The sequence below is a fragment of the Cohnella hashimotonis genome, from assembly GCF_030014955.1.
Classification (GTDB): domain Bacteria; phylum Bacillota; class Bacilli; order Paenibacillales; family Paenibacillaceae; genus Cohnella; species Cohnella hashimotonis.
Window position 1 is genome coordinate 5,472,630 of record NZ_JAGRPV010000001.1, and the last position, 23,010, is coordinate 5,495,639.

A 23,010-nucleotide genomic window follows, 5' to 3' on the forward strand; every position below is an offset into this window, starting at 1 on the left:
AAGTGTGCGCGTAGATCATCGTTGGCGCTTAGCGCGGCGATGGCGCTTGAAGCGTAAATCTACCTTCAGGAAAACCGCGCAAAATGCGCGGTTCCCGAAGACGAGTCCTGAATCAGGCGAACTTGTACGTATAGAAGCGCTCCGTGCCGAATCGTTCCTGCACTTCGCGGTTCTTATGCGGATTTTTCTCGAACAGCTGCGGGACGTAAAACTGCGATCGATGCGACAAAACCGAGGCGATCTTCTGCTGCAGGAATTCGCTGACGTCCACCAGAACGTCCGGAGCGCCGATCGACTCCTGGTGATTGTGCGAAAAGGCGAGGCAATGCACGGGCGGACGGGCGGACGGCTGCAGCTTGCCGATCGTGCGGACGACGGCGGCGCCTGTAGCGTCATGGTCCGGGTGGACTGCGAAGCCCGGGAAAAAGGTGATGACGAGCGTCGGATTAAGCTCCGCGAGCAGCTCGCCGATTTTCAGATCCAGCAGGTCCTGATCCTCGAATTCGAGCGTCTTGTCGTGGAAGCCGAGCAGGCGAAGATCCTGAATGCCGATGGCCTTGCAGGACTGCTCGAGCTCGCCCTTGCGGATCTGCGGGAGCGTGATGCGGTTGGCAAAAGGGGGATTGCCCATATTGCGCGCGCGCTCGCCCAAGGTCAGGCAGGCATAGGTGACCTGAGCGCCCGCCGCGATGTGCTTGGCCAGCGTGCCCGAAATGCCGAAGCATTCGTCGTCCGGATGCGGCAGCACGACTAAAATACGTTGTTCCATCGATATCTTCCTTTCCCGGTCGTAAGGTTAAAAGGGTTCGCGGCTGAGCTGCAGGGCGACGACCAGCTTGCCCGAGCTGTCATGGCCGGCCATGATCAGACGCTCCGCGTCCGTCTCGTCATAGTGCGTCAATCCCTCTGCGTAAATCCAGCCCTTCTCCATTTTCAAACCGACCCTGTACGGTCCGTTGCCCGAGATCGAGCCGATGCCGTATCGGATCAGCGCGTTCGTAATGAAGTTTGCCGCCGGATGCTTGGTGCTATCGTTGTGGGCCGCGTAAGCGCCCGTCGTCAATTCCAAATGTATGTACAGGTCCTGATCCTTGAGCGAATCGATCCTGTTCTGTATTTCCACGTTTTGAATCGGTAACATGCCGGCGCCTCCTCCGCTATTTATGATTCAATATACCACAGTCAGCGAAACGGCGCATGCGCAAGGCTTCGTCTCCCCCCCTCGTTCCCGCTCGTATCATGCCGATCGGTCCCGTCGAATACGGGATGACCTGGGAATGAAACCGCGAATCGCGCTCTTAAATTCCCATTTGGCTTGTTTATTCGCATGCGGGGTTGGGGTATGTTCTTGGTGGCACCCACTATGGAAGGAGCGATCGAGATGGCAAAGGAACTGGCGCTGCACGAGAAGCTTGAGGTCCATGAAATCCTGACGCTAAAAACGTCGTGCGCAACCAAAGCGAGGGCAATGCTGGGACTGGCGACGGACGAGAAGCTAAAAGCGCTGATCGAACAAGACCTGGTGAATTCGTCCAAGGCGATCGAAGAATTGAAATCCATCCTACAATAAGAGGTGACCGATATGGCAACGACAACGATGAAAAAAGAAGAGCTGCTCAAAGCGACGGCGCCGCTGGACGATCTGGCGATCGCGACCGACATGCTGCTGTCCGCAAAAGCCGCGGTACGCAGCTACGCCATCGCGCTGACGGAGACGGCAACGCCCAAAGTCCATAAAATCCTGAAGGCGCAGCTGGATACGGCGATCGAGACGCATCGCAAGATTGCGGTCTACATGATCGAGAACGAAATGTACCACCCGTACAACGTTGAAAAACAGGTCGAGCACGACGTGCTCAAGGCGGATAACGCTTTGTCTCTCATTAAGGAATAGGCAGCAGCCGGGCGCCTTCGGGCGCTTTTTTTTATGGACGATAATATGCTACCGTATAGATATAGTCGATTAAGAAGACGGAATGCGGAAGGAAGTCGTACCTGCATGAAGATTGGAATACTGGATCAAGCGCCGATCGTAAAGGGCAGCAACGCGCCGAATGCGCTCAGAAACGCAGAAGAGATCGCCGTCCTCGCGGACGAGCTCGGCTACCACCGCATGTGGATGGCGGAGCACCATAATACCCGCAACTTCGCCAGCACGGCGCCCGAGATCGTGGCGGCACGGCTCGCCGCGCTGACGAAGCGCATCCGCATCGGCACCGGCGGCGTCATGATGATGCACTATTCGCCGCTCAAGCTGGCCGAAGTGTTCAAGACGCTCAGCGCCTTTTCCCCGGGGCGCATCGACTTCGGCGCCGGCCGCGCGCCGGGCGGCGACCACTACTCGACGCGCGCGCTTGCCGAGGGTCGCGCGCATCTGCCCGGCGACTTGTACGACAAGCTGCACACGACGATGCAGCTGATCGCCGACCGCGCGCCGAAGGATCCTTTGTACGAGGGGCTGCTGGCCTCGCCTTACGATGTGCCGCTGCCGGAAGCATGGCTGCTCGGCTCCACCGGCAACAGCGCCGTCCGCGCGGGTCGTCTCGGCGTCGGCTACTCGTTTGCGCAGTTTTTCAACGGACAGATGACGCGGGAGATCTTCGACGCCTACCGGGATAACTTCGAGCCGTCGTATTTCATGCCCAAGCCGATCATCCTCGTCACTTACTCGGCTACGGTCGCCGAAACCCGGGAGGAAGCCGAGTACATCGCGAAGCCGGCCGACCTGATGCGCCTGTCGCTCATGCGGGGCTCCCTGCAGCAGGTGATGACGCCGGAGGAAGCGCGAGATTTTCCGCTCACCGAGGCGGACCTAGCCGTCATCCGCGAGAACCGCAAGCTTCATCTCGTCGGCACGCCCGCCGAGGTCGCCGACCAGCTCCGCCGGGACCGGGAGTTGTACGGGTTCGACGAAGTGATGATCAACAGCACGCCGCATGGCATGACCTCGCGGCTTAACGTGTTTCGTTTGCTGGCACGGGAATTGCTGCGGTAAGGTTCAGGTTGCGGGCGGGGGAGCCGATCGCCTTCTATTCAGAAAGCGATGCGGCTTCTCACACCTCCGCCAGCCCAATCGCCTTCTATTCAGAAGGCAATGAGACTTCTCGCGCCTCCGCCAGCTCAATCGCCTTCTATTCAGAAGGCGATGCGCCTCCTCGCCCCTCCGCCAGCTCAATCGCCTTCTATTCAGAAGGCGATACGCCTCTTCGCGCCCCCGCCTGCCCAATCGCCTGCTCTTCAGAAGGCGATGCGGCTTCTCACGCCTCCGCTAGCCCAATCGCCTTCTATTCAGAAGGCGATACGCCTCCTCGCCCCTCCGCCAGCCCAATCGCCTTCTATTCAGAAGGCGATACGCCTCCTCGCGCCCCCGCCTGCCCAATCGCCTGCTCTTCAGAAGGCGATACGCCTCCTCGCGCCCCCGCCTGCCCAATCGCCTGCTCTTCAGAAGGCGATACGCCTCCTCGCGCCCCCGCCTGCCCAATCGCCTGCTCTTCAGAAGGCGATGCGGCTTCTCACGCCTCCGCTAGCCCAATCGCCTTCTATTCAGAAGGCGATGCGCCTCCTCGCCCCTCCGCCAGCCCAATCGCCTTCTATTCAGAAGGCGATGCGCCTCCTCACGGCCTTCTCGTGCCTCGCGATCCCGGCCTACGACGCCGACAAACGGCAAAAAAGCCGCCCCATCCCCCGCGAATCTCGCGGCGGATCGGAACGGCTCTCACAAATCAAGCTCTCTTCTTGCGCGTCATGACGTCGAAGATGACGGCCGCGGCCAGGACGCCGCCGCGGATCATATACTGGTACGAGATGCCGACGCCGAGCAGGTTCATGCCGCTCGTGAGCGAGGCCATGACGATGGCGCCGATGATGGAGCCGGTGACCTTGCCTACGCCGCCGGCTGCGGACACGCCGCCGACGTAGGCGGCCGCGATCGCGTCGAGCTCGAACAGCGTGCCCGCCGTCGTCGTCGCCGATTGGAGACGGGCGGTGTACAGGATGCCCGACAGCGCGGACAGCATGCCCATCGAGCCGAAGACGATGTACGTGATCTTCTTGACGCTGATGCCGCTCAGATGCGCGGCTTCCGGGTTGCTGCCGACCGCGTAGATGTGGCGGCCGAGCACCGTCTTGGTCGTCAGGATGTGGTAGATCACGACGACGGCCAGCATGATGACGACGGTCCAGGAGAAGCCGTTGTAGCCGGCGATGATCCAGGTGATGTACGCGATGATGGCCGATACGAATACGAGTTTGACCGCGAAGATGCCGCCCGAGACGACCTCGAACTCGTATTTCAGCTTGTTGCGGCGATTCGCGAATTCAAAGTAAATATACAGCGCGATGACGACGAGTCCCAGGATCAGCGACAGCACGCTGAGTCCGCCGACTTCGCCCAGCGATGGGATAAATCCGTTGCCCAGCGCGTTGAAATGCTCGTTTTTCACGATAATCGTGCCGCTCTTCTCGGTGACCATGAGCAGCGCGCCGCGGAAGATGAGCATCGCCGCGAGCGAAGATACGAACGCCGGTATGCCGACCGACGCGACCAGCACGCCGTTGAACATGCCGATCACGACGCCGAGCACGAGGATGACGGGAATCGTAATATAGACGGGCACGCCCCAGTCCGACAGCATGATCGCGGCGATCGCGCCCATGAAGCCTGCGGCGAAGCCGACCGACAGGTCGATGTGCCGGATGACGATGACCAGCGTCATGCCGACCGCCAGCACGGCGGTGTAACCGGTCATGTCGAGCAGATTGCTGATGTTGCGCGAGGACATGAACAAGCCGTCCGTCATGATGGAGAACGTAAGCATGATCACGAACAGCGCGATGTACATGCCGTATTCGCGAATGTTGACTTTGATGAGCGACTTGGCTTCGTTAAAGAAATTCATCGATGATACCTCCTATTGCGTGGCAAGCTCCATGATTTTTTCCTGGCTGGCCTGTTCGATCGGCAGTTCGCCCTTGATCTTGCCTTCGGCCATGACATAGACGCGGTCGCTCATGCCGAGCACCTCGCCGAGCTCCGAGGAGATCATGATGATGCTCATGCCCTCGGCGATCAGCTTGTTCATGATCGTGTAAATCTCGAACTTCGCGCCGACGTCGATGCCGCGCGTCGGTTCGTCAAGGATGAGCAGTTTTGGACCGACGAACAGCCACTTGCCGAGCGACACCTTCTGCTGGTTGCCGCCGCTTAAGTTGCCGACGATCTGCTCGACGGACGGCGCCTTCACGTTCATCGACTTTTTATAAACGTTGGCGACCTTGACCTCTTCGTTCTGGTTGATGACGCCGCCTCTGGAGATGCCGTGCAGATTGGCGGCCGTAACGTTGCTCTTGATATCCTGGAGCAGGAAGAGGCCGTCTCCTTTGCGGTCTTCGGTGACATAGGCGATACCCGCTTCGATGGCGTCGCTCGTATGCTTGAACGAACGGCGCTTGCCCTCCACGAGCAGCTCGCCTTGCATTTTATAGGACTTCGGGTTGCCGAAGATGCTGAGTGCCAGCTCCGTACGTCCCGAGCCCATCAAGCCGGCGATCCCGACGATTTCTCCTTTTTTAACGTGCAGGTTGGCGTTCTTTACGACGTTTCTGCCCGTCGGCGCGTCGTAAGCGGTCCAGTCGCGGACCTCGAGGATCGTGTCGCCGAACTTTTTGTTCGCGCGCTTCGGATAGATGTCCTCGATTTCTCGTCCGACCATGTTTTTGATGATGACGCCTTCCGTAATCTCGCCCTTGGCCGCGTCGAGCGTGCAGATCGTGCGTCCGTCCCGGATGACGGTGGCCTTGTCGGCGATGGAGATGACTTCTTTGAGCTTGTGGGAAATCATGATGCAGGTGATGCCCTGGTCCTTCAATTCGCGAAGCAGTTCAAGCAGATTCTCGCTGTCGTTCTCGTTGAGCGCGGCGGTCGGTTCGTCCAGGATGAGCAGCTTCACTTCCTTGCTGAGCGCCTTGGCGATCTCGACGAGCTGCTGCTTGCCAACGCCCAGATCCTTGATCAGCGTCTCCGGATTGACGTTCAACTTCACCTTTTTGAGCATGCGCTTGGCTTCTACGATCGTACGGTTCCAGTCGACGACCGCGCCTCGCTTCACTTCGTTGCCCGCAAAAATGTTCTCGTAGACGGTGAGATCCGGGAATAGCGCGAGCTCCTGATAAATGATGGCGATGCCGGTCTTGACGCTGTCGCTGATCTTGGCGAAGGTCTGCACCTGGCCGTCGAATACGATGTCGCCCGAATACGTGCCATGCGGATAAACGCCGCTCAGCACCTTCATCAGCGTGGACTTGCCCGCGCCGTTTTCCCCGATGAGGCAGTGGATCTCGCCCCGCTCGACCTTAAAGCTGACGTCCGTGAGCGCCTTGACGCCCGGGAATTCCTTGGTAATGCTTTTCATCTCTAAAATATAGTCGCTCATTCTCTTCACTCCTTAGGCGCAGCGACGTTCGATAATGGCGGAATCGCGATAGACGCATCTATCACGATCCCGCGCTCTAAGCTATTTGCCGGCCGGGATTACAGTCCCGTGAAGTCGCCCGCTTTGTAGTAGTCCGAATCGATGAGTTTTGCCTTGACGTTGTCCTTGTCGACGACGATGACGTCCGTTTGCTTCGCCTTCACGTCCACCTTGCCGTTGTTGTAAGAGCCGGTCGTCTCAGGCGACTTGCCGTCGAGGATGTCGACCGCCATGCCCATCGCGTCCTTGACCAGCGTGCGGACGTCCTTGAACACGGTCATGGATTGCTTGCCGTCGATGACGTATTGGATGGAAGCCTTCTCTGCGTCTTGACCGGTAACGACGAAGCTCGTGATCGCCTTGTCGGAACCGAATACGTCGGCGATCGAGCGGGCCGTGCCGTCGTTCGGCGCCAGGATGGCGACGTCGCCCTTCATGTCGGCGGCTGCGGAGGTCAGATGCGTTTGCGCTTTGTTCTTGGCTTCGTTGGCGTCCCAGTTGGTGGTGACTTGGCCGATGATCTTGCTCATTTGCTCGCGGGTCAGGTCCTTCGTATCCTTCAGCGCGATCGCTTCACTCGAGTTCGCAATCTTGAACGTGCCGTCCGCGATCTTCGGCTGCAGCGTCTGCCATGCGCCTTGGAAGAAGAGGAACGCGTTGTTGTCGGAAGCGGCGCCGGCGTACAGGTACAGCGGCTCGCCTTGGCCCTTGGCGTGGTCGACCAGGTACTGCGCTTGCGCCGCGCCGACTGCGACGCTGTCGAAGGTGACGTAGTAGTCGACCGCGTCAGTGTTCGTGATCAGACGGTCGTAGGAGATGACCTTGATGCCTTCCTTCTTGGCTTCTTCTACGGCTGCTGCCGCTGCGTCGCCGTCTTGCGGACAAATGATGAGGACTTGAATGCCTTTGTTGATCAGCGTTTCGACGTTTTCCTTTTCCTTGGCCGAGGAGCCTTGGCTGAACAAAATATCCGTCGTATATTTCGTGCCGGACAGCGCATCCTTAAAGCGTTGCTCGTCCTGCACCCATCTCGGTTCGTCCTTCGTCGGGAGCACGATGCCCACGCTCACCTTGCTGCTTGCTCCGTCCTTGCCGCAAGCCGCTGCGACCGCCGCGAACATCATGACGACCAGCAATAGCGCGATGGTTTTGAATCCTTTTTTCATTTGTTGTAACCCCTTTCGATCTCGTCGGTTTTTCTGACAAGACCAACTATAGCACCGGACAAGCGCCATGAAAGCGCTTATCGATAGCACTCTTTTGCGACTGCCTGCAAAATTTTATCCTTGCCGGGAAACGAAAAAACCGCATCCCGAAGGTGCGGTTTACGATTGGGCGACGGACTTTTTTTGTTTTTACTGCGCCAATTGCTCCAGATCCGGCTGCAATTTGTTCCGCAGCGCATACAGCATGATCGCGCCTACCAGGAAGGTGACGGCATCCGCGATCACGATCGACCAGACGACGCCGTGGAAGCCGCTCATGCGATTGGCGATATAAAGCACGGGAATCAGCGTGATGCCTTGGATGACGGACATAATGAGGGCGGCGGTGCCTTGCGCGGTCGCTTGGAAGATCCCTGTGAACAACGAGGTCATGCCCGTAATGAACAAGGATAAGAACGTGACGTGCAAAATGTAGCTGCCCATCTCGATCAACTGCGGATCGTTCGTAAACCAACCGATGAGGTGGTCGGAAATCAAGTAGACGACGATGCCGAATACGACAGCTAACGCCACGATCGTCTTGATCGTGAAGGAGATGGTATGCTTCATGCGCAATTTATTCGCCGTAAATGAGAAGGCGATCAGCGGCACGACGCCCTCGCACAAGCCCATCAGGATAAATTCGGGAAATTGCAGCAAGCGAGATGAAATGCCGTAGCCCGCGATGGCCTGCTCCCCGTACTCGACAAGATAGTGGTTGAAGATCAGCGACATGGCGCCCAGGAATACGCTCATCACGAAGACTGGAACGCCTATTTTAAATACATTGCTTAAAATGTCCTTGGTCACCTTGAACCATTTAGCCGAGATGGTTAAAAAGGAACTCTTATAGCCGATGTGGTAGGCGAAAAATACGCTCGCGACAATGTTCGAAACGACCGTGGCGGACGCGACGCCGATCACGCTCCAATGAAAAACGAAGATAGCGAGCGCATCGAGCGCGATGTTGACGACAACGCTGAGGATCATGCCGACCATCGACGTGATGGCCGAGCCTTCGGACCGCACGATATTTTCTAGCGTAAAGAACAGCACGACGAACGGCGAACCGATCAGCATAATCGTGACATAGTCCTTCGTAAATCCGAACGAATCGGCCGTTGCGCCCAGTCCATGAACGATCGAATCGATTAACGGGAGACCGACGGCCATCACGATCAGACCGAGCGCGATGCTGCTGTAAAAGGCGAATGACGATAAGTGCTTAACGTCCTCGTATTTTTTCTCTCCCAGCAAACGGGAGATGAATGCGCCGCTGCCGATCCCGATCAGGTTGCCCAGCGCCATGATGATTGCGAATAACGGCAAAGTGAGCGCGAGCGCGGACAACATGGCCGTATTGTTAAGCGTGCCAAGGAAAAAGGCGTTCAGAATCGAGTAAATCACGCTCATCGAAGTGCCTAGCATCATCGGTACGGCGAAGTGGGCTACGGCTTTGGCGATCGGCGCTTTTTCAAAGTAATGGAGGTTTGCAGATTCCATGCGGGTCACCGCTTTCTATCGTTATTTTTGTCTTATCTAACGGTGTTAGATTGAACCTTACAGTGTTAGATGATATCATGAACCTATGGACCTGTAAAGCATAATCTTACACTGTTAGATAAAAGGGCGGATACCGATGAAAAAGCAGCAGCCTCAAATTTCGGAGGACAAAATTCTGGAGGCCTCGTGGGCGCTTCTGGGAGAGGAGGACATCGAAAAATTCAGCATGAGACGGTTGGCCGAACGGTTGGGGATTCAAGCGCCCTCTTTGTATTGGTACTTCAAGAGCAAGCAAAGTCTCTACCAGCGCCTGGCCAACCAGGTGTCGAAAATCATTCTGGAGGAGTTCCGCTCCGAAGGAGACTGGAAGGCGCAGCTGGCGGGGCTGGCGGCAACGATACGCAGCGTGCTCGGCCGGTACCCCTGCTCCACGCAGCTGATGATGATGACGCTGCCGCACGAGCCGGACATGATCCGCTTCACCAACCGCATGCTGCTCTGCGTGGATTCAACGCCGCTTGACCAGGAACAGAAATTGCAAGCGGTGCTTACGCTTACGAACTATGTCTTCTACTTCGTGCTGGACGCTTATCAGCATCAGCGCAACGTCTCCGCGATTTTGGAGGACAAGGGGGCGCTTCCGGATGGGGAGATGCTGAGCCTGCTGGACGCCATGAGCGAGCCGGACGCAGGCGTGTTCCGACGGATGTTCAAGAGCGGGCTGTTCGAGGTCATGGGGACCGATGGATCGTTCGCGTTCGGCTTGAACCTGATTCTGCTCGGGATTGAGCAGGTCATCAAGGCGCAGGGAGAGTAGCTGGAGAATTGCGGGAGATTTGCGGGAGAGTTGCGGGAGATTTGCGGGAGAGTTGCGAGAGAGTTGCGAGGGATGTTGGGAAAGAGAGCCCGGAGAGGCAGCTGGAAGCGTTTCATGGAGAAATGGCGCAATGATGGCCGCACGTCGTGGGGCCTGCCCTTGAAGATGCACCATTCTTGTGCATCTAGGCGTTGCACAGGCCGCACGATGTAGCGCCTGCCTAAAAGATGCACTGTTCTTGTGCATCTTGACGCAACACTGGCCGCATGGTGTAGCGCTTTCTTGCTGTTTGGGAGTCGGCAACACCAGACAGTGCACCCCGGATACAGGAAGAGGCCATCCTCCGGCCTTTTCAGGCCTTTGGACCAGTCTCTTGCGGTTCGGACTCAATGCTCGCCCCGCTTCACGTTCTTGTACACTTCCTCACGCGAGTGGAAGCCCTCCGCGATGATCGTCTCGTCGATGTTGGACTTGTCGACGGCGATCGGCGAGAGCAGCACGGACGGCACCTCGATCTTGCCGTTGTTGACCTTGCGGTCGGCGCCCGGGTCTTCTCCCCGCGCCAGCTTGAAGGCGAGCTCCGCCGCCTTCTCGGCGAGCAGCTTGATCGGCTTGTAGACGGTCATCGTCTGCGTCCCTTCGACGATCCGCTGCGCGGCCGCGAGATCCGCGTCCTGACCCGCGATCGGGATGCGGCCGGCCATGCCCCGTTCGGCCAGCGCCTGCACGACGCCACCCGCCGTCGCGTCGTTGGCCGCGATGACTGCGTCGATCCGATCGCCGTTCGCGTCGAGCGCCGCCCGCATGTTGGCCAGCGCGTTCGCCGGCAGCCAGTCCTTGCTCCATTGGTCGTACACGACGCGAATATCGCCGCTGTCGATTTTCGGCTGGATAACGTTGAACACGCCTTGCTTGAACATATGCGCGTTGTTATCCGTATCCGCCCCGCCGATATAGACGAACTTGCCGCGCGGCACCTGTCTCAGAATCGCCTCGGCCTGGAGCTCGCCGACCTTCTCGTTATCGAAGGAAACGTACAGGTCGATATCGGCGTTGTTGACGAGCCGATCGTAGGCGAGCACCTTGATGCCCGACGAATGGGCGCGCTTGACGATCGCCGCCGTCGCCGCCGCGTTGTGGGGCACGATGACGAGAATATCGACGCCTTCTCCGATCATCGTCTCGGCCTGCGAGATCTGCTTGGCGTCGTCCCCGTTCGCCGCCTCGATGACGACCTCGGCGCCGAGTGCCTCCGCCGCGGCCTTGAACAGATCGCGGTCGCGCAGCCAACGTTCCTCGAGCAGCGTGTCCATGGCGAAGCCGATCTTGATCGGCCCGCTATGATCCGAAGGCGTGAGGCCCCCGCCGCCTCCCGCTCCCTGCGAAGCGGACGCTGCCGGCCCGCCGCCCGCCCGCCCGCCGCCGTCGCAGCCCGTCGCCAAGCAAACCAGCATCACCGCCAATGCCGGCAGAAGCATCAGCAGAAGCAGCTGCCTCATCCCTCGTTTGGCGCGTTTCCACGACTGCCCCATTTTCACGATCCCCTTTTCCCAAGCAGCGTTTTGCGGTATTCGGTCGGCGAGACGTCGCACATTTTTTTGAACACCTTGCTGAAGTAGTTCGGATCGTGATAACCGACCTCGAACGTGATCTCCTTCAGGCTCCGCTCGGGATCGCCCATCAGCTTCTTGGCCTTGTCGATGCGGCATTCGGTGAGGAAGTCGATGTAGTTGACGCCAAGCTGCTCCTTGAACAGTTTGCTGATGTAAAAAGGACTTAGCCCGACCCGCTTGCCGATCGCTTCGAGCGAGATATCCTCGTGGGAATGCTCGTAGACGTACTGTCTGATCTGCTGGATCGCATCCGGTTTGATCCGCTCCTGATGGGTCTCGAACGCATGCCGCATCCGCGCGAGCAGGAGATCGGTCTCGGCGCGCAGCTGCCGGTAATCGCGGGCTTGCACCGAGAAAAGCGGCGATTCGGTCTCAACGCCCATCTCGAGCAGCACGCGCGAAGCGAGCCAGAGCAGCTCGAGCGCCCGTTGCTGTCCGAGCAGCAGGTCCGCGCCCTCGCTCTCGCAGCGCCGTAGCACTTCCTGTACGTCCGCTTCGATCCGCTCCCATTCCCCGAGCCGGATACGGTCGAAAAACTGGCGCTCCCACTGCTTCGCCGACAGTCCCTCCCGGACCATACCAAGCGCGGGCGTGTCCGCGTAGAACCGGTATTTGACCGGCACCGTCGGATCCGAGGAGGCAATGAGCGCCTCCTGATAGGATTGCCGGATTTGATCCAGCGAATGGCATACGCCGCCGATGCCCACGAACGAACCGCCCGCAGCACCTGACAAGCCGGGTCCCGGCGAAGTCCCGCCTATCCCTCCCGCGTCCGCGACCGACAGCAGCTCCCGCGCCAGGGCAAGCGCCTGCGAACGATACGAGCGTGCCGGATCCCTGAACGCGATAACCGGGATGTGCCGCCCGTACATGGCGCCGACCCAGCCGCCGCCCGCCTGTCTCGCCTTTTCCCGGATCGCGGCGTACAGTCCCTCAGCGCCCTGCGGCAGCAGCACGCACATCGCGAACGGCTCGCCGCCCGCGCTCTCGCCCAGCAGCCCGACCAGCTCGTCGAGGTGAACCTCGTGCACGTGGTCGAACAGCAGCTGCGTGACGATGTCGGCCTCGATGACGGGCAGCACCTTGCGCAGCGCATCCTCCTGCCGCTTGCTCGTCTCGGCCGACATGCGCTCCTCTTCGATCTGGCCCAGCACCTTGCCGACCGTTGCCACGATCTCGCTCGCCTTACTCGGCTTCAGCAGGTAATCCTTCACCCCGAGCTTGATGGCCGAGCGCGCATAATCGAACGTGTCGTATGCCGTGACCATGACGAACTTGATTCCCGGCTGGTCCTTGGATATATGCTCGATCGCTTCCAGGCCGTTCATGCCGGGCATTTTAATGTCCATCAGGATGAGGTCGGGCTGCAGCTCCGCGGCCATTTCCACGGCGATCTTTCCGTTTTTCGCCTGCGCGATGTCCAGCTCCGGGAAGCCTTTTCGCAGAATCGCCTGCAATCCGTCCCGCTCGATCTGCTCGTCGTCCACGATCAAGAGCCTAGTCATCGCTATCGAATCTCCTTGTTTTCGGTATTTGCAGGACAACCGTCGTGCCCGCCGGACTGCTCCTAATGTCAATAACATCTTCGATGCCGTAAAAAAGGCGGAGCCGTCTGACGACATTGCTGAAGCCGATGCCGGTCGAATGCCCCTCCGTCTCCACGGGACGCTCCTCGAGAATCTGCCTGACCTTGTCCTCGGGCATACCGGATCCGTCGTCGGCGATCTCGATGCTCACCCGCTCGTCGCCGTCCGCAACCCGAAAGCGGATCGTGCCGCCTTCCTCGCTCGGCTCGACCGCATGAATGACGGCGTTCTCCACGATAGGCTGCAGCGTGAGTCCCGGAATCTGGACGTGCAGGCAGGACTCGTCGATATCCGCTTCGAAACGGAGCCGGTCGGTGAAACGAGCCTTCTGGATCTCCATGTACTGGCGAAGCACCTTGACCTCTTCGTACAGCGTGACGGATCGGTCAAGCCGCTTCAGATTGTATCTGAGCAGGCCCGCTACGCTCGCGAGCAGGTCGCTCGTCTCCTCCGAGCCTTCGAGGTAGGCCTTTTTGGACAGCGTATCGAGCGTATTGAACAGGAAATGCGGATTGATCTGACTCTGCAGACTACGCAGCTGGCTCTCCTGCAGGAGCAGCTTGTTCTGCTGCAGCTCGTGCTCGAGCTGCGCCTTCTGCTGAATTTCCGAGATGAGGTTGTTGATATTGATGCGCATGCGCTCGAACATCTTGGCCAGGAAGGAGATCTCGTCGTTGGACTTGACCTCTACCTTGAGGTCGAACCGCCCGCGCGACAGCTCCTTGGCCGCCTGCGTGAGCTTCTGGATCGGCCGCGTGATGCTGAGTGAAAATCCGTACGTGAACAGCAGCATAAGCAGCGTGATCGTCAGCAGCAGCCAGACGCCCAGCTTCTTGAGCTCGGCCGATTGCTCGATAATGCCGCGGTAAAATTGGTCGTATGTCTTAAGCTCCGTATCGATCAGCGTGAGCGTCATCTCGGAGATGTACTTGGAGATGCGCGTCGCCTCGAGAAAGGCGTTCGCCGAATCCTCGGACTCCTTTTCGGATTGGAAGAGCAGCGAGCGGTCCATCGTCTCGAGCAAGCTGTCGATCAGGTTCATGTAGTTGGTAATCGCGAAGTCGTTGTCCGCATTCCGGAGATTGATGACGCCAAGCCTGGCTCTGCGCAGCTCTTCCTTGCTCCGGTCGAGCAGGCCGAGATTGGCCGTCGTCGGATTGAGCCGGTAATTGTTGAGCGCGGTAATCGTCTGCTGGCTCGCGGTCGTCACCTCGTTCATCCGCAAGTAACGCTGCAAAATGTCGTTGTACTGCTCCTGCGTCTTCTGGTTGTAATAGGTCAGCGTCATCCAGATCGCGACCATGATAAACAAGACGATGGCGGCAAGCGTCCAGATCTTGCGCTGAATGCTGGTCATGACGCCTCCTTCAGCTTAAGCATCCGGATATCGGTCAGGTAGCCGTCGGTTTGGAGCGGCATGACTTCTCCGCTCAGCCATTTGACCATCAAGCTTACGCTCAGCCTTCCCATCTTGTCAGGCGATTGCTCGAGCACCCCGTCCAGCTTGCCTGCCTTGAGCAAATCCAGGCTGTCCGAGCTGTCGTCGAACGTATAAATGTCGTAAGGTCCCACCTGCGAGCGCCTGCCGATCTCCTGAATCATCGCGTCCGCGATGTTGGCGTTGACGGCGACGAAGGCGTCGACGTCGGGCAGCCGGTTCATCATGTCCTGCGTCGTGGCGATGACCCGCTCGCGCGTCTCCTCGGTCTCCGCATAGGCGGTCTTCACTTCCGGATAGCTCTTGAGCACGTCGTCGATGCCCTGAATGCGCTGCCGCTGATAGTATTCCTGCCGGTTGTCGCCCATCAGGATGACAGTACCCGACTTGCCCATGTCCGCGATCAGCTGCCTGGCAATCATCTGACCGGCCGCGAATTGATTCGATCCGACATACGTTCGCCGCAGGCTCTCGCCCATCGGCACGTCGCTGCCGACCGTGATGACAGGGATGCCGTAAAAGGCAGCTTTGACCTTCGTCAGATTTTTAAACGCTTCCGTATCCAGTCCCTGAAGGATGATGCCGTCCACTTTGGAATCGATGGCGATCTCGAGCTTCTTCAGGAAGTCGTCCTGATCCTTGTTGTAGCTGCCCCATACCTCGATGCTGGCCCCGCTCGCCTTCGCCTCTGCGTTCGCGCCTGCTGCGACCTGGTTCCAGAACGGGGTGTCCAGCTCTTGCGTGATGAGGACGAGCCGGTAGCGGGCTTCCTGCCCGGCATGCGACTGAGGGAGCTGCCGGTCGGAACGAAATACCCGGTCCGCCGATTGGACCGTAAAGTACAGGAGAACGGCGCACAGAGCGCCGATCAGGATAAGCAACGATTTGCGCAAGCGAATGACTCCGTTTCCAATTGGACTAGCTACATCATAGCAGAGGCCGACGGAAGTTCAAGCGTCTGGACGCCGGCAAGCGCAAAGAGGCCCGGCCGTCTGCGGGGAGACAGGCCGGGCCAGGTTATGATGGGTGCGCTTGAATGAGGCCATGGCGATGATTACAAGCCCAGCTTGTTGCCCCGCTCAAGGCGCTGGATCTGCTTTTCGCCAGTGTCAGCCAGCTCGCGGAACTGATTGATCGTCTCGCGCATCTTCGGCAGCGCCTCCTGCTTGTAGGCGCTGATCGAGTCGAGCGCGGACAGCACGTCGGTGAACGCTTGCTTCATCGTATCGACGGAGATGTTGGCTTCGAGCGACTGCTTGTGGATCGAGGCGCCCTGTTCCTTGAGCATTCGGGAGGTGCCTGCGATCAGCTCGTTCGTCGTCTGGTTGAGCAGCTCGATCTTTTTCAGCACGATCTTCTGGTTGTACAAGGCGCTAGCCACGATAACCGCAATTCTCAGCGCCGATACCGTCACGTTCTTCGCGCGGTCGACGCCGCGGATGAGCTCCTTGTTGTTTCGCACGACGACCTCGATCGCCATGATGCCCTGCTGGTTAACCACCTGCATCTGCTGCAGGTCCATGAGACGCTGGCGCAGCGGGAACATGACTTCTTCGGTGATAAAACGGATCTTGTCGGGATCCTCGCCGCGCACCTTCGCGGCCTCGACCTGCTGCTCGATCGACGAATCCATGAGCGTACCGAGCTCGATTTCCTTTTGCAGCTTCTTGGTCAGGTCGCGCAGCGTCTGTTGTTCGATCTCGAGCGTCGTATTGTCGTTTTTCAGCGTTGTCTTGCCCTTGTCGAGAGAGGCGATGATGTCCGCGATGACGACGTCCGCCTTCTCGTACCGCGCGAAGTAGGCGCGCAGCGGGTTGAACAGCTTGCCGAGCAGTCCGTGCTTGGCGAAGTCGACCGCGCTCGGGTCGAGATCCTTGAGCTGAATGTTCAGCTCCGAGAGCCCCTTGGCGACCTGGCCGCCCTCGTCGCCCGTCTTGGACAGGTTGCCGACGGAGATTTGCAGCAGCTGGTTTTTTTCAGCGGAATTCCGCATCGTATTCATCCCGAACGTATCGATCGACTGCAGAATCCCCTTGCGATTGTCGAGCGATTCGAGGTCGAGCGTCATGATTGCGTTCACGTTGTTATCCGCCAGCTCCTTGAGCTTGGCGACTTCCTCGGGGACGGGCTTGACCTCTTCTTCGATCGCAACCTTAATTTCTTCCTGACTCGGGACTTCCATCGAAAATGACATCTCGCGTCCACCTCTCCTATACCTTGAGTTTACATTTGAACGTTAAACAGGTTGCCGAGCTTGTAGACGACATCGTCCGTGTCCGCGTTGATGCTGGCGGCTTCGTTGATGCTCGAAATATTTTGCAGCGCCTTGATGTCCGCGTTATAGCCGACCGTGTAGATCGGAATCTTGTAGCTCGCGATGAGGCTCTGGACTTCCTTGAGCTTGAGGCCGACATTGGTCTCGCCGTCGCTCAACACGAAGATCAGCGGCTTGACGTTCGGATTGGCCGCCATATAATCCTGCAGCATCTTGAGCGCCACGACGACGCCGTCGAAAGTCGCGGTGCTGCCGCCAGCCTGCAGGCCGTCCACGGCGCCGACGAACATCGACTGCTGGTTCGTATCGTACTTGCCGATCGGCAGGTTGATCGTGACCGCGCTGGAGTACGAGACGAGTCCAATGCTGTTGTCGCGTCCGAGGTACTTCTGTCCCTTGAGCAGGGACTCCTTCAAGCGGTTCAGCGGCTCGCCGTCCATGCTGCCGGAAACGTCGGCGACGAATACCGCGGCGATCGGCTTGGCGCCGTTTTTCTTTTCCTTCCACACCTTTTGCGCAGCGATGAGCGTGCTTCCGTCGACCGCGCCGACCGTCGGCTTGTAATCCTCCAGTTCGTTGAAGCCCTTGCTCTTGGCGGCATCCTGGTACTTGGCCTGCGCCGCGAATTCGGCGAATTTCTTGACGATCTCAAGCTTGGCAGCGGAAATGTTGCCGAGCGCATACAGCGGGCTGTCATGCCGGGCGCCGAAAGGCGTGAACACATAGCCGCCCTTCAGATCCGCCGCATTGACGTACGTCTGGTACTCCAGCACGAAGCCGTCGAGCGCGCCCGACTTGGCGGCGTCGCGCATCTGCAGCGTCGTCGAGGCGATGAACGGCACGTTCGCCTGGAAGTTCTCGAAGCCCTGGACCGCCTTATCGCTGAGCAGGTTGGAGCTGTCGAACGTCTTCAGCGCGGCGACGAGGAAGTTCAGTCCCGTCGAGCTGGCAAAGGGATCGGTGTAGCCCATGGAGAATTCGCCGGCCGCGATCGCATCGGTGACGGTTTTGACGCTCACCGAGCCGTATTTCTGGACGAGCGCGTCGTTTTTCGCCTTGGAAATGACGATCCCCGGCACGTTGCCGACAAGACGCTTGGCGACGAGCTGCGTTTTCACGCCTGAAGCCTTGACCATCTCGCCCCACAGTTCGTTGGACGGCGTGAAGGCGTCCGGCACGTACTTGCCGGAACGGATATAATCCGCAGCCGTGCCCGAAGCGATGTTGCGCAGCTTGACCGAGACCGTCTTGCCGCCCACGCTGATATTCGCCTTGTTAAAGTCGTTCGCCACGTCCGTCAGCCAGCCGTCGTTGCCCGTGCCGGACTTCTCCGTCGAGGAGAAAATCTCCGCAAAGTCCGAAGTCGTGCTGTCTACTGCGATCGGGAACTTGGCGATATCCGGCAGCGAGGCGGCGACATCGACCGGGTCGAGGTCGATCTGACCCTTGACCGGCGTCTCCGTCGTGACGTCGATATTGTTATAGAGCTTGTTCAGCCGTTTGCCCGCGTCCTCCGTCGCCACCTGCTTGTCGGACTTGCCCCAGTTCGTGGACACATTGACGCCGATATAGACGATGGCGAATACGACGATCAGAATGATGCCGGTTACCCATAAAAACTTCTTGCCGCTCCTCAATGCGCGTGCACCCCTTACTGTTTATAGTACTTGGTTTGCTTGATCAGAGAGTCGATCTCCACCATGGCCGGCATCTGCTCGATGTCTCCCGGCTCGATGCTGTCCAGACGGGAGATCTCCAGCAGCAGCTTGTCGAGCTGCAGCAGCATCTCCTCGTTGGTGCCGATCGCGTGCTTGATGTAGGACATATAATCGTTGTAAAAATCGGTTTTCTCCTGGAGAAGCTTCGGCGAATAGCGTGCCGACTTGCGCGTCATCACCCGCTCGTATTCGGCTTCGTCGAACACGCCGAGCCGGTTGAGGACGCTCTTTATGTTCAAATAGAATAGATTCTCCACTTCGTCCGCCACCCCGGAAAACTTGGAGAAGCTCATCTCGGCGGGATCGAACCGCTGGTGAAGCACCTTGAGCAGCGTCGCTTTTTTCTTATCCATGCGATTCATCTGCTCCAGCGCCAGCGCGATATCCTCTGCGAGCACGCGAACTTTGCCGTACGGCGCGAGTGCGTTCGCGTAATCCTCCCGGGTCTTGATCGGCTTGGCAGACGCCAGCACGATGGAGGACTTGTATAGCCAATTATAGCTGCCGTAAATGATTGCGATGGCACTCGCGGCCAGCAGCGTGACGCCCAGCGCCGTCTCGAACGCGCTGCCGCCGATCGACACGCCGGCAAAGGCGGGCGATAGCGCGAGAATATTCACGAGGGCCGCGCCGACCACGACCCCCAGCATTTTCAAATAGTTCTTGGCGACCAACGCTAGTTGCCCCTTCCCTCGGTGTATGAATGTCCGGTCCGCTCGCTATGCTGCTATGCTATGAATATGCGATCGATCGGGCGCTCAGTTCATATAATTAAATAGTACCATATAATGCTAGGATTCGAGGGTTACAAACAAAATATCCATATAACCGGCTGCTATCGACAGCGCGGCGGCGACGCGTCATTCTCCTATCGGGAATACGCAAGAACGGCGTAAGAAGTTACTCTATTTTTTAAAACTTGGCGCGCGTGCGCGAATCGGAGGGCAACCTGCTGCAAGCGCAGTACCCGTCAGAACCTGACTCTCAGCGCGCGGCCGCAGCGGGCGCAGTAGCGCGTCTCCCGCGGGGAGACGGTGCCGCAGCCGTCGCAGCGGAGCTCGCCCGGCGCGTCTGCGTTCGCGTCCACGTGCCGCACCGCTTCCTGGACGTAAGGGTTCAGTGCGGCAAAGGCCCGGTATTCTTCCCTGCGGCCCGTGCGGACCAGCAAATACAGAAGGCCGATGCCGGCGCCCCCGACCGCAGCCATCATCCCGACCTTCGCAAGACCGGTCTCGAACTGCAGATCCCACGCCGCGTGCAGGGCGACGACGGCCGCCAGCAGGAAGGCCGCGCTCCAGGGCTTGATGCGCCGCCTTGAACCCGTTGCAGCACCGGACGCCCGCGCTCCGGCTGCGATCCAGATGCCGGCCGCGGCGATCGCCGTCCAGGTGCCATGCCCGAAGGGCGACAGCAGCGCCCGGATCCAGAGCACCGACAGCATGCCTATCGACGAAGCTTCCCCAAGATGAGACCAGCCGTAAATCACGCTTTCGATGGCCGCAAACCCCATTCCCGCCGACGCTCCGAATACGACCGCATCCATGAGGAAGCGCATCTGCTTCGTGCGGAGCAGCGCCAGGCAGACGAGCAGCTTGGCTCCCTCTTCGATGACGGACACCGTCAAGGGCACCCTGAAGCGAGTGAAGTCTCCCTGACCGGCGCCGAAGAGCGACACATGCTCCAGATACCACGCCAGCGGCACGGCGACGACCGCGGAGGACAGGAAGATCATGCCGAGACGAAGACTGCCGAACCCCAGCAGCTGGTGCCCCCGGATGTAGGCGACGAACGTCACGGGACCTACGAAGCCGCCGACGATCAGCGTGACGAAGCTCAGCCAGTCGCTCCGCACGATCAAGGCGAGCACGGTCAACAGGACAAAGCCCCCGCCGAGCCACAGCAGTGCGTCGACCCAGCGTTCCTTGGCCTTGGGCAGCGCGGGCTCGATCGCGACGACCGGTGCTTCCACGCCCTCCGTACGCGGCATCAGATGCGGCGCCCGGATGCGAAGCATCTCCATAAACTGCCGGCGCACCGGCGCGTAATAGTCCAATATGTATTGAAATTCGCTTTTGCCCATCACAAGCAGCTCGCCGTCTTCGGCGGCCGTCGCAGTCGCCTCGGCTGACGTACCGGACAGCAGACCGATCTCTCCGAAGAAGTCGCCTTCCCTCAGCTGCGCTTTTCGCCGTCCCGACGCCCGGACTTCGACACGCCCCGTGCTGATCATATAAAAGCGGTCGGCCGCCTCGCCTTCCCGAACGAGGATGTCGCCTTTCTTCATGGGAAGCACCGTCGTGATCTCCGCCAGGCCGCGGAGCTCGGCGTCGGGGATATCCGACCAGATCGAGGCTTTGCGCAGCAATCGGTGAATCATGCGGATTCGGACCGTGAGCAGCAGGCTCTCGTGAAAAAGCGGACTGCGCTCGGCGAGCAGCTCGAACGAACGCCGGTCCAGCCGCAGCGCCTCGACGACGCCGATCGCCGTCACCGTCGCGGTCCGGCGTTCGCGGCGCAGCAGCCCGATCTCGCCGACGAGCGCTCCGGGGCCCAGCTCGGCGAGCAGCAGCGTCTTGCCTACCAGATTGCGAGAGGAGACCTGTACAGAACCGCGACAGATAAAATAACAGTCCGTTCCCGTATCCCCCTCCACAAGCAGCGAACGGCCGTCCTCGAACGAGACGGGCTCGATCGAAGCGGCCGCGATGCGGAGCTCTGGGTCGGGTATGCCGCGCAGCAGGGCATGGTCGCCCAAGAACGCGATGATGTCTTCTCTAGTCATAGCAGCTCTTCCGTTTCCGCGCGGGACCTGCCCGCTTATCTCATATTGCCGATGATCGCGCTGCGGGAATCCTGCATCTTTTGAATGAAGTTCGACATCGTGTCAAACGCCTCGTTGCGCTTGTTGGACAAGCTCTGGAGGCGCAGCATATCCATCTGCTGCGAGTTCGCAAGCGAGTCGATCTGGCTCTTGATCGATTGGATGAGTCCGTCAAGCTGCCCCTTCGTCGTCGGTAGAGGATCGGTCAGAGACGCGTTTTTGAGCGCGGTTTGGAGCTCCGCGGCAATCGCGCCCGAAGTGGCGTTCGACGGCACGGGCGTATCCGCTTTGGCGTCGCCGCCGAACGATCCGAGCAGCCGGTTCGCCGTAATCAGCGCCTGATTCAACTTGGCGATCTGATCATTCCTCGCCTGCACGGCATCGATCTGATCCTTCATCTGCTGCTCCAGCAAGCTGGCGCGATTCGCCTGAACCGCCTTCAACGCCGTCTCCAGATCCATGCCGCTCACGTCAATCGGCGTCACGCCGCCAACGCTTCCGATCGCGTTCTGCGTCGCGCCCTTGCCCAGCGCGTCGTTCACCGCGTCGTATACGGAATCGCTGTACATGAGCGCCGCTCCGCCGATGACGCCCGCCACGAATACGCCGGCCATCGTCAGCGCTCTCTTTTTCGAACTCAACGCAAAGCCCCCTTACAAAATAAATCCGTTATTTCCAGTTTATTATGCGGGTTGGGGAGCGTCAATGAAAAATGAGGCGGTTCGGCGCGTGCCGGCGCACTCGCTCAACGGTTGAGAATGCCCAAATATTGGACCCAAGGGCCGACGTCCGTCTTGTAGCGCTTCGCCATCGTCCTGACAATCTGCGCGATGTGCGTCAGATCGTGCACGACCCATGCGGAGACGAGCTCTCTCGCTTTGACCGTGCCGAATGCCGGATGCGTGCCGGTCCGCTCCAGCAGATCGTCGGTCTCGATAATGGCCCGCAGTCGCTCGATGCTGCGGGTTCTGAGCTCGGCGAATTCCTCGAGCTTTTGCTCCGTCGTCCGGCGCTCGGCGCTCAAATGCGCGAACCGGTCAAACACGGGAAACGGCTTGCTCTCGCCTTCTTCCAACAGAAACGTCAGACGCGGAATCCAATTCGTCTGCTCCCCGTCGATCAGGTGGCCGACGACTTCGTCCGCGCTCCAGGTGCCTTCTCCTTCGTTGCAGTCCAGCCAGCCTTCGGGCAGTCCCGACAGAAGCGATGTGAGCGTCTGCGGCGTGCGGCTCAGGATAGCGACGGCTTCTTCTATGTTGAAATTCACGCGTAGTCCCTCCTTGGGATCGACAGTATTGGTTTGGCGACGATTGTTGGCGGCGGTGGGCGGGAAGGCAGCTCGGATCGGCCGATCCCCTGCTCTACGAGAGGCGATGGGCTAGACAGCAGCTCGGATCCGCCAATCCCCTGCTCTACGGAAGGCGATGGGCCAGACGGCAGCTCGGATCGGCCAATCCCCTGCTCTACGGAAGGCGATGGGCCAGACGGCAGCTCGGATCGGCCAATCCCCTGCTCTACGGAAGGCGATGGGCTAGACGGCCGCCTGGATTCGCCCATCCCCTTC

General features: G+C 59.3%; 20 protein-coding genes. 4 read left to right on the plus strand and 16 right to left on the minus strand.

Going from position 1 to position 23,010, the window contains the following annotated elements; translation table 11 throughout:
• Positions 1 to 112 precede the first annotated feature (112 nt).
• Positions 113 to 769: a bacillithiol biosynthesis deacetylase BshB2 gene (gene bshB2, locus KB449_RS22205; RefSeq protein ID WP_282910431.1), complete on the minus strand. Its 657-nt coding sequence runs from the start codon at positions 767 to 769 to the stop codon at positions 113 to 115.
• 27 nt (positions 770 to 796) lie between these two features.
• Positions 797 to 1,141 (minus strand): YojF family protein, encoded by a 345-nt coding sequence (locus KB449_RS22210; RefSeq protein ID WP_282910432.1) that lies wholly within the window; start codon positions 1,139 to 1,141, stop codon positions 797 to 799.
• 240 nt (positions 1,142 to 1,381) lie between these two features.
• Here KB449_RS22210 and KB449_RS22215 point away from each other — a divergent pair, with 240 nt between their 5' ends.
• From KB449_RS22215 to KB449_RS22225, 3 genes are all read left to right on the plus strand, one after another.
• Entirely contained in the window at positions 1,382 to 1,570 is a 189-nt protein-coding gene (locus KB449_RS22215) for a spore coat protein (RefSeq protein WP_282910433.1), read from the plus strand.
• 12 nt (positions 1,571 to 1,582) lie between these two features.
• Positions 1,583 to 1,894: a spore coat protein gene (locus KB449_RS22220; protein ID WP_282910434.1), complete on the plus strand. Its 312-nt coding sequence runs from the start codon at positions 1,583 to 1,585 to the stop codon at positions 1,892 to 1,894.
• A gap of 105 nt (positions 1,895 to 1,999) precedes the next feature.
• Positions 2,000 to 2,995, plus strand: coding sequence for an LLM class flavin-dependent oxidoreductase (locus tag KB449_RS22225; RefSeq protein ID WP_282910435.1), 996 nt, complete (start codon positions 2,000 to 2,002; stop codon positions 2,993 to 2,995).
• Positions 2,996 to 3,722: 727 nt separating this feature from the next.
• Here the strand turns inward: KB449_RS22225 and KB449_RS22230 are convergent.
• The 4 genes from KB449_RS22230 to KB449_RS22245 form a co-directional block, all read right to left on the minus strand.
• Positions 3,723 to 4,898 carry a sugar ABC transporter permease gene (locus KB449_RS22230; RefSeq protein WP_282910436.1) on the minus strand — a complete coding sequence of 392 codons (1,176 nt, stop codon included), beginning with the start codon at positions 4,896 to 4,898 and terminating at the stop codon, positions 3,723 to 3,725.
• A 12-nt stretch (positions 4,899 to 4,910) separates the two neighbouring features.
• Entirely contained in the window at positions 4,911 to 6,431 is a 1,521-nt protein-coding gene (locus KB449_RS22235) for an ATP-binding cassette domain-containing protein (protein ID WP_282910437.1), read from the minus strand.
• A 98-nt stretch (positions 6,432 to 6,529) separates the two neighbouring features.
• Entirely contained in the window at positions 6,530 to 7,636 is a 1,107-nt protein-coding gene (locus KB449_RS22240; RefSeq protein ID WP_282910438.1) for a sugar ABC transporter substrate-binding protein, read from the minus strand.
• Between the two features lie 189 nt (positions 7,637 to 7,825).
• On the minus strand, positions 7,826 to 9,178 hold the full coding sequence (locus KB449_RS22245; RefSeq protein WP_282910439.1) for an MATE family efflux transporter: 1,353 nt from the start codon (positions 9,176 to 9,178) through the stop codon (positions 7,826 to 7,828).
• A 136-nt stretch (positions 9,179 to 9,314) separates the two neighbouring features.
• On the opposite strand from KB449_RS22245, the gene KB449_RS22250 reads away from it, so the two are divergent.
• Positions 9,315 to 9,995 carry a TetR/AcrR family transcriptional regulator gene (locus KB449_RS22250; protein ID WP_282910440.1) on the plus strand — a complete coding sequence of 227 codons (681 nt, stop codon included), beginning with the start codon at positions 9,315 to 9,317 and terminating at the stop codon, positions 9,993 to 9,995.
• Between the two features lie 386 nt (positions 9,996 to 10,381).
• On the opposite strand, the gene xylF is transcribed toward KB449_RS22250, so the two are convergent.
• The 10 genes from xylF to KB449_RS22300 all read right to left on the minus strand — a co-directional run bounded on the left by xylF (position 10,382) and on the right by KB449_RS22300 (position 22,713).
• The gene (gene xylF / locus KB449_RS22255) at positions 10,382 to 11,527 is read right to left on the minus strand and encodes a D-xylose ABC transporter substrate-binding protein (RefSeq protein ID WP_282910441.1); all 1,146 of its coding nucleotides are present in this window, start codon (positions 11,525 to 11,527) and stop codon (positions 10,382 to 10,384) included.
• Between the two features lie 2 nt (positions 11,528 to 11,529).
• Positions 11,530 to 13,113, minus strand: coding sequence for a response regulator (locus tag KB449_RS22260; RefSeq protein ID WP_282910442.1), 1,584 nt, complete (start codon positions 13,111 to 13,113; stop codon positions 11,530 to 11,532).
• Positions 13,106 to 14,551, minus strand: coding sequence for a sensor histidine kinase (locus KB449_RS22265; RefSeq protein WP_282910443.1), 1,446 nt, complete (start codon positions 14,549 to 14,551; stop codon positions 13,106 to 13,108). The genes KB449_RS22260 and KB449_RS22265 overlap by 8 nt, the downstream gene beginning before the upstream one ends.
• Positions 14,548 to 15,525, minus strand: coding sequence for a sugar ABC transporter substrate-binding protein (locus KB449_RS22270; RefSeq protein WP_282910444.1), 978 nt, complete (start codon positions 15,523 to 15,525; stop codon positions 14,548 to 14,550). Before KB449_RS22270 ends, KB449_RS22265 begins: the two co-directional genes overlap by 4 nt.
• A gap of 161 nt (positions 15,526 to 15,686) precedes the next feature.
• Positions 15,687 to 16,826, minus strand: coding sequence for a toxic anion resistance protein (locus KB449_RS22275; protein ID WP_282910445.1), 1,140 nt, complete (start codon positions 16,824 to 16,826; stop codon positions 15,687 to 15,689).
• Between the two features lie 29 nt (positions 16,827 to 16,855).
• Entirely contained in the window at positions 16,856 to 18,544 is a 1,689-nt protein-coding gene (locus tag KB449_RS22280) for a vWA domain-containing protein (protein WP_282910446.1), read from the minus strand.
• 14 nt (positions 18,545 to 18,558) lie between these two features.
• A complete protein-coding gene (locus KB449_RS22285; protein WP_282910447.1) occupies positions 18,559 to 19,299 on the minus strand; it encodes a hypothetical protein in 741 nt (246 codons plus the stop codon).
• A 296-nt stretch (positions 19,300 to 19,595) separates the two neighbouring features.
• Entirely contained in the window at positions 19,596 to 21,407 is a 1,812-nt protein-coding gene (locus tag KB449_RS22290) for a cyclic nucleotide-binding domain-containing protein (RefSeq protein ID WP_282910448.1), read from the minus strand.
• Positions 21,408 to 21,442: 35 nt separating this feature from the next.
• Positions 21,443 to 22,087, minus strand: coding sequence for a hypothetical protein (locus tag KB449_RS22295; protein WP_282910449.1), 645 nt, complete (start codon positions 22,085 to 22,087; stop codon positions 21,443 to 21,445).
• Between the two features lie 104 nt (positions 22,088 to 22,191).
• On the minus strand, positions 22,192 to 22,713 hold the full coding sequence (locus KB449_RS22300; protein ID WP_282910450.1) for a DinB family protein: 522 nt from the start codon (positions 22,711 to 22,713) through the stop codon (positions 22,192 to 22,194).
• Positions 22,714 to 23,010: the final 297 nt, after the last annotated feature.

Excerpts from the sequence above, each read along its gene's own strand:
- bshB2 (WP_282910431.1), bottom strand. The coding sequence starts at position 769 with ATGGAACAACGTATTTTAGTCGTGCTGCCGCATCCGGACGACGAATGC.
- KB449_RS22210 (WP_282910432.1), bottom strand. The coding sequence starts at position 1,141 with ATGTTACCGATTCAAAACGTGGAAATACAGAACAGGATCGATTCGCTC.
- KB449_RS22215 (WP_282910433.1), top strand. The coding sequence starts at position 1,382 with ATGGCAAAGGAACTGGCGCTGCACGAGAAGCTTGAGGTCCATGAAATC.
- KB449_RS22220 (WP_282910434.1), top strand. The coding sequence starts at position 1,583 with ATGGCAACGACAACGATGAAAAAAGAAGAGCTGCTCAAAGCGACGGCG.
- KB449_RS22225 (WP_282910435.1), top strand. The coding sequence starts at position 2,000 with ATGAAGATTGGAATACTGGATCAAGCGCCGATCGTAAAGGGCAGCAAC.
- KB449_RS22230 (WP_282910436.1), bottom strand. The coding sequence starts at position 4,898 with ATGAATTTCTTTAACGAAGCCAAGTCGCTCATCAAAGTCAACATTCGC.
- KB449_RS22235 (WP_282910437.1), bottom strand. The coding sequence starts at position 6,431 with ATGAGCGACTATATTTTAGAGATGAAAAGCATTACCAAGGAATTCCCG.
- KB449_RS22240 (WP_282910438.1), bottom strand. The coding sequence starts at position 7,636 with ATGAAAAAAGGATTCAAAACCATCGCGCTATTGCTGGTCGTCATGATG.
- KB449_RS22245 (WP_282910439.1), bottom strand. The coding sequence starts at position 9,178 with ATGGAATCTGCAAACCTCCATTACTTTGAAAAAGCGCCGATCGCCAAA.
- KB449_RS22250 (WP_282910440.1), top strand. The coding sequence starts at position 9,315 with ATGAAAAAGCAGCAGCCTCAAATTTCGGAGGACAAAATTCTGGAGGCC.
- xylF (WP_282910441.1), bottom strand. The coding sequence starts at position 11,527 with ATGGGGCAGTCGTGGAAACGCGCCAAACGAGGGATGAGGCAGCTGCTT.
- KB449_RS22260 (WP_282910442.1), bottom strand. The coding sequence starts at position 13,113 with ATGACTAGGCTCTTGATCGTGGACGACGAGCAGATCGAGCGGGACGGA.
- KB449_RS22265 (WP_282910443.1), bottom strand. The coding sequence starts at position 14,551 with ATGACCAGCATTCAGCGCAAGATCTGGACGCTTGCCGCCATCGTCTTG.
- KB449_RS22275 (WP_282910445.1), bottom strand. The coding sequence starts at position 16,826 with ATGTCATTTTCGATGGAAGTCCCGAGTCAGGAAGAAATTAAGGTTGCG.
- KB449_RS22290 (WP_282910448.1), bottom strand. The coding sequence starts at position 21,407 with ATGACTAGAGAAGACATCATCGCGTTCTTGGGCGACCATGCCCTGCTG.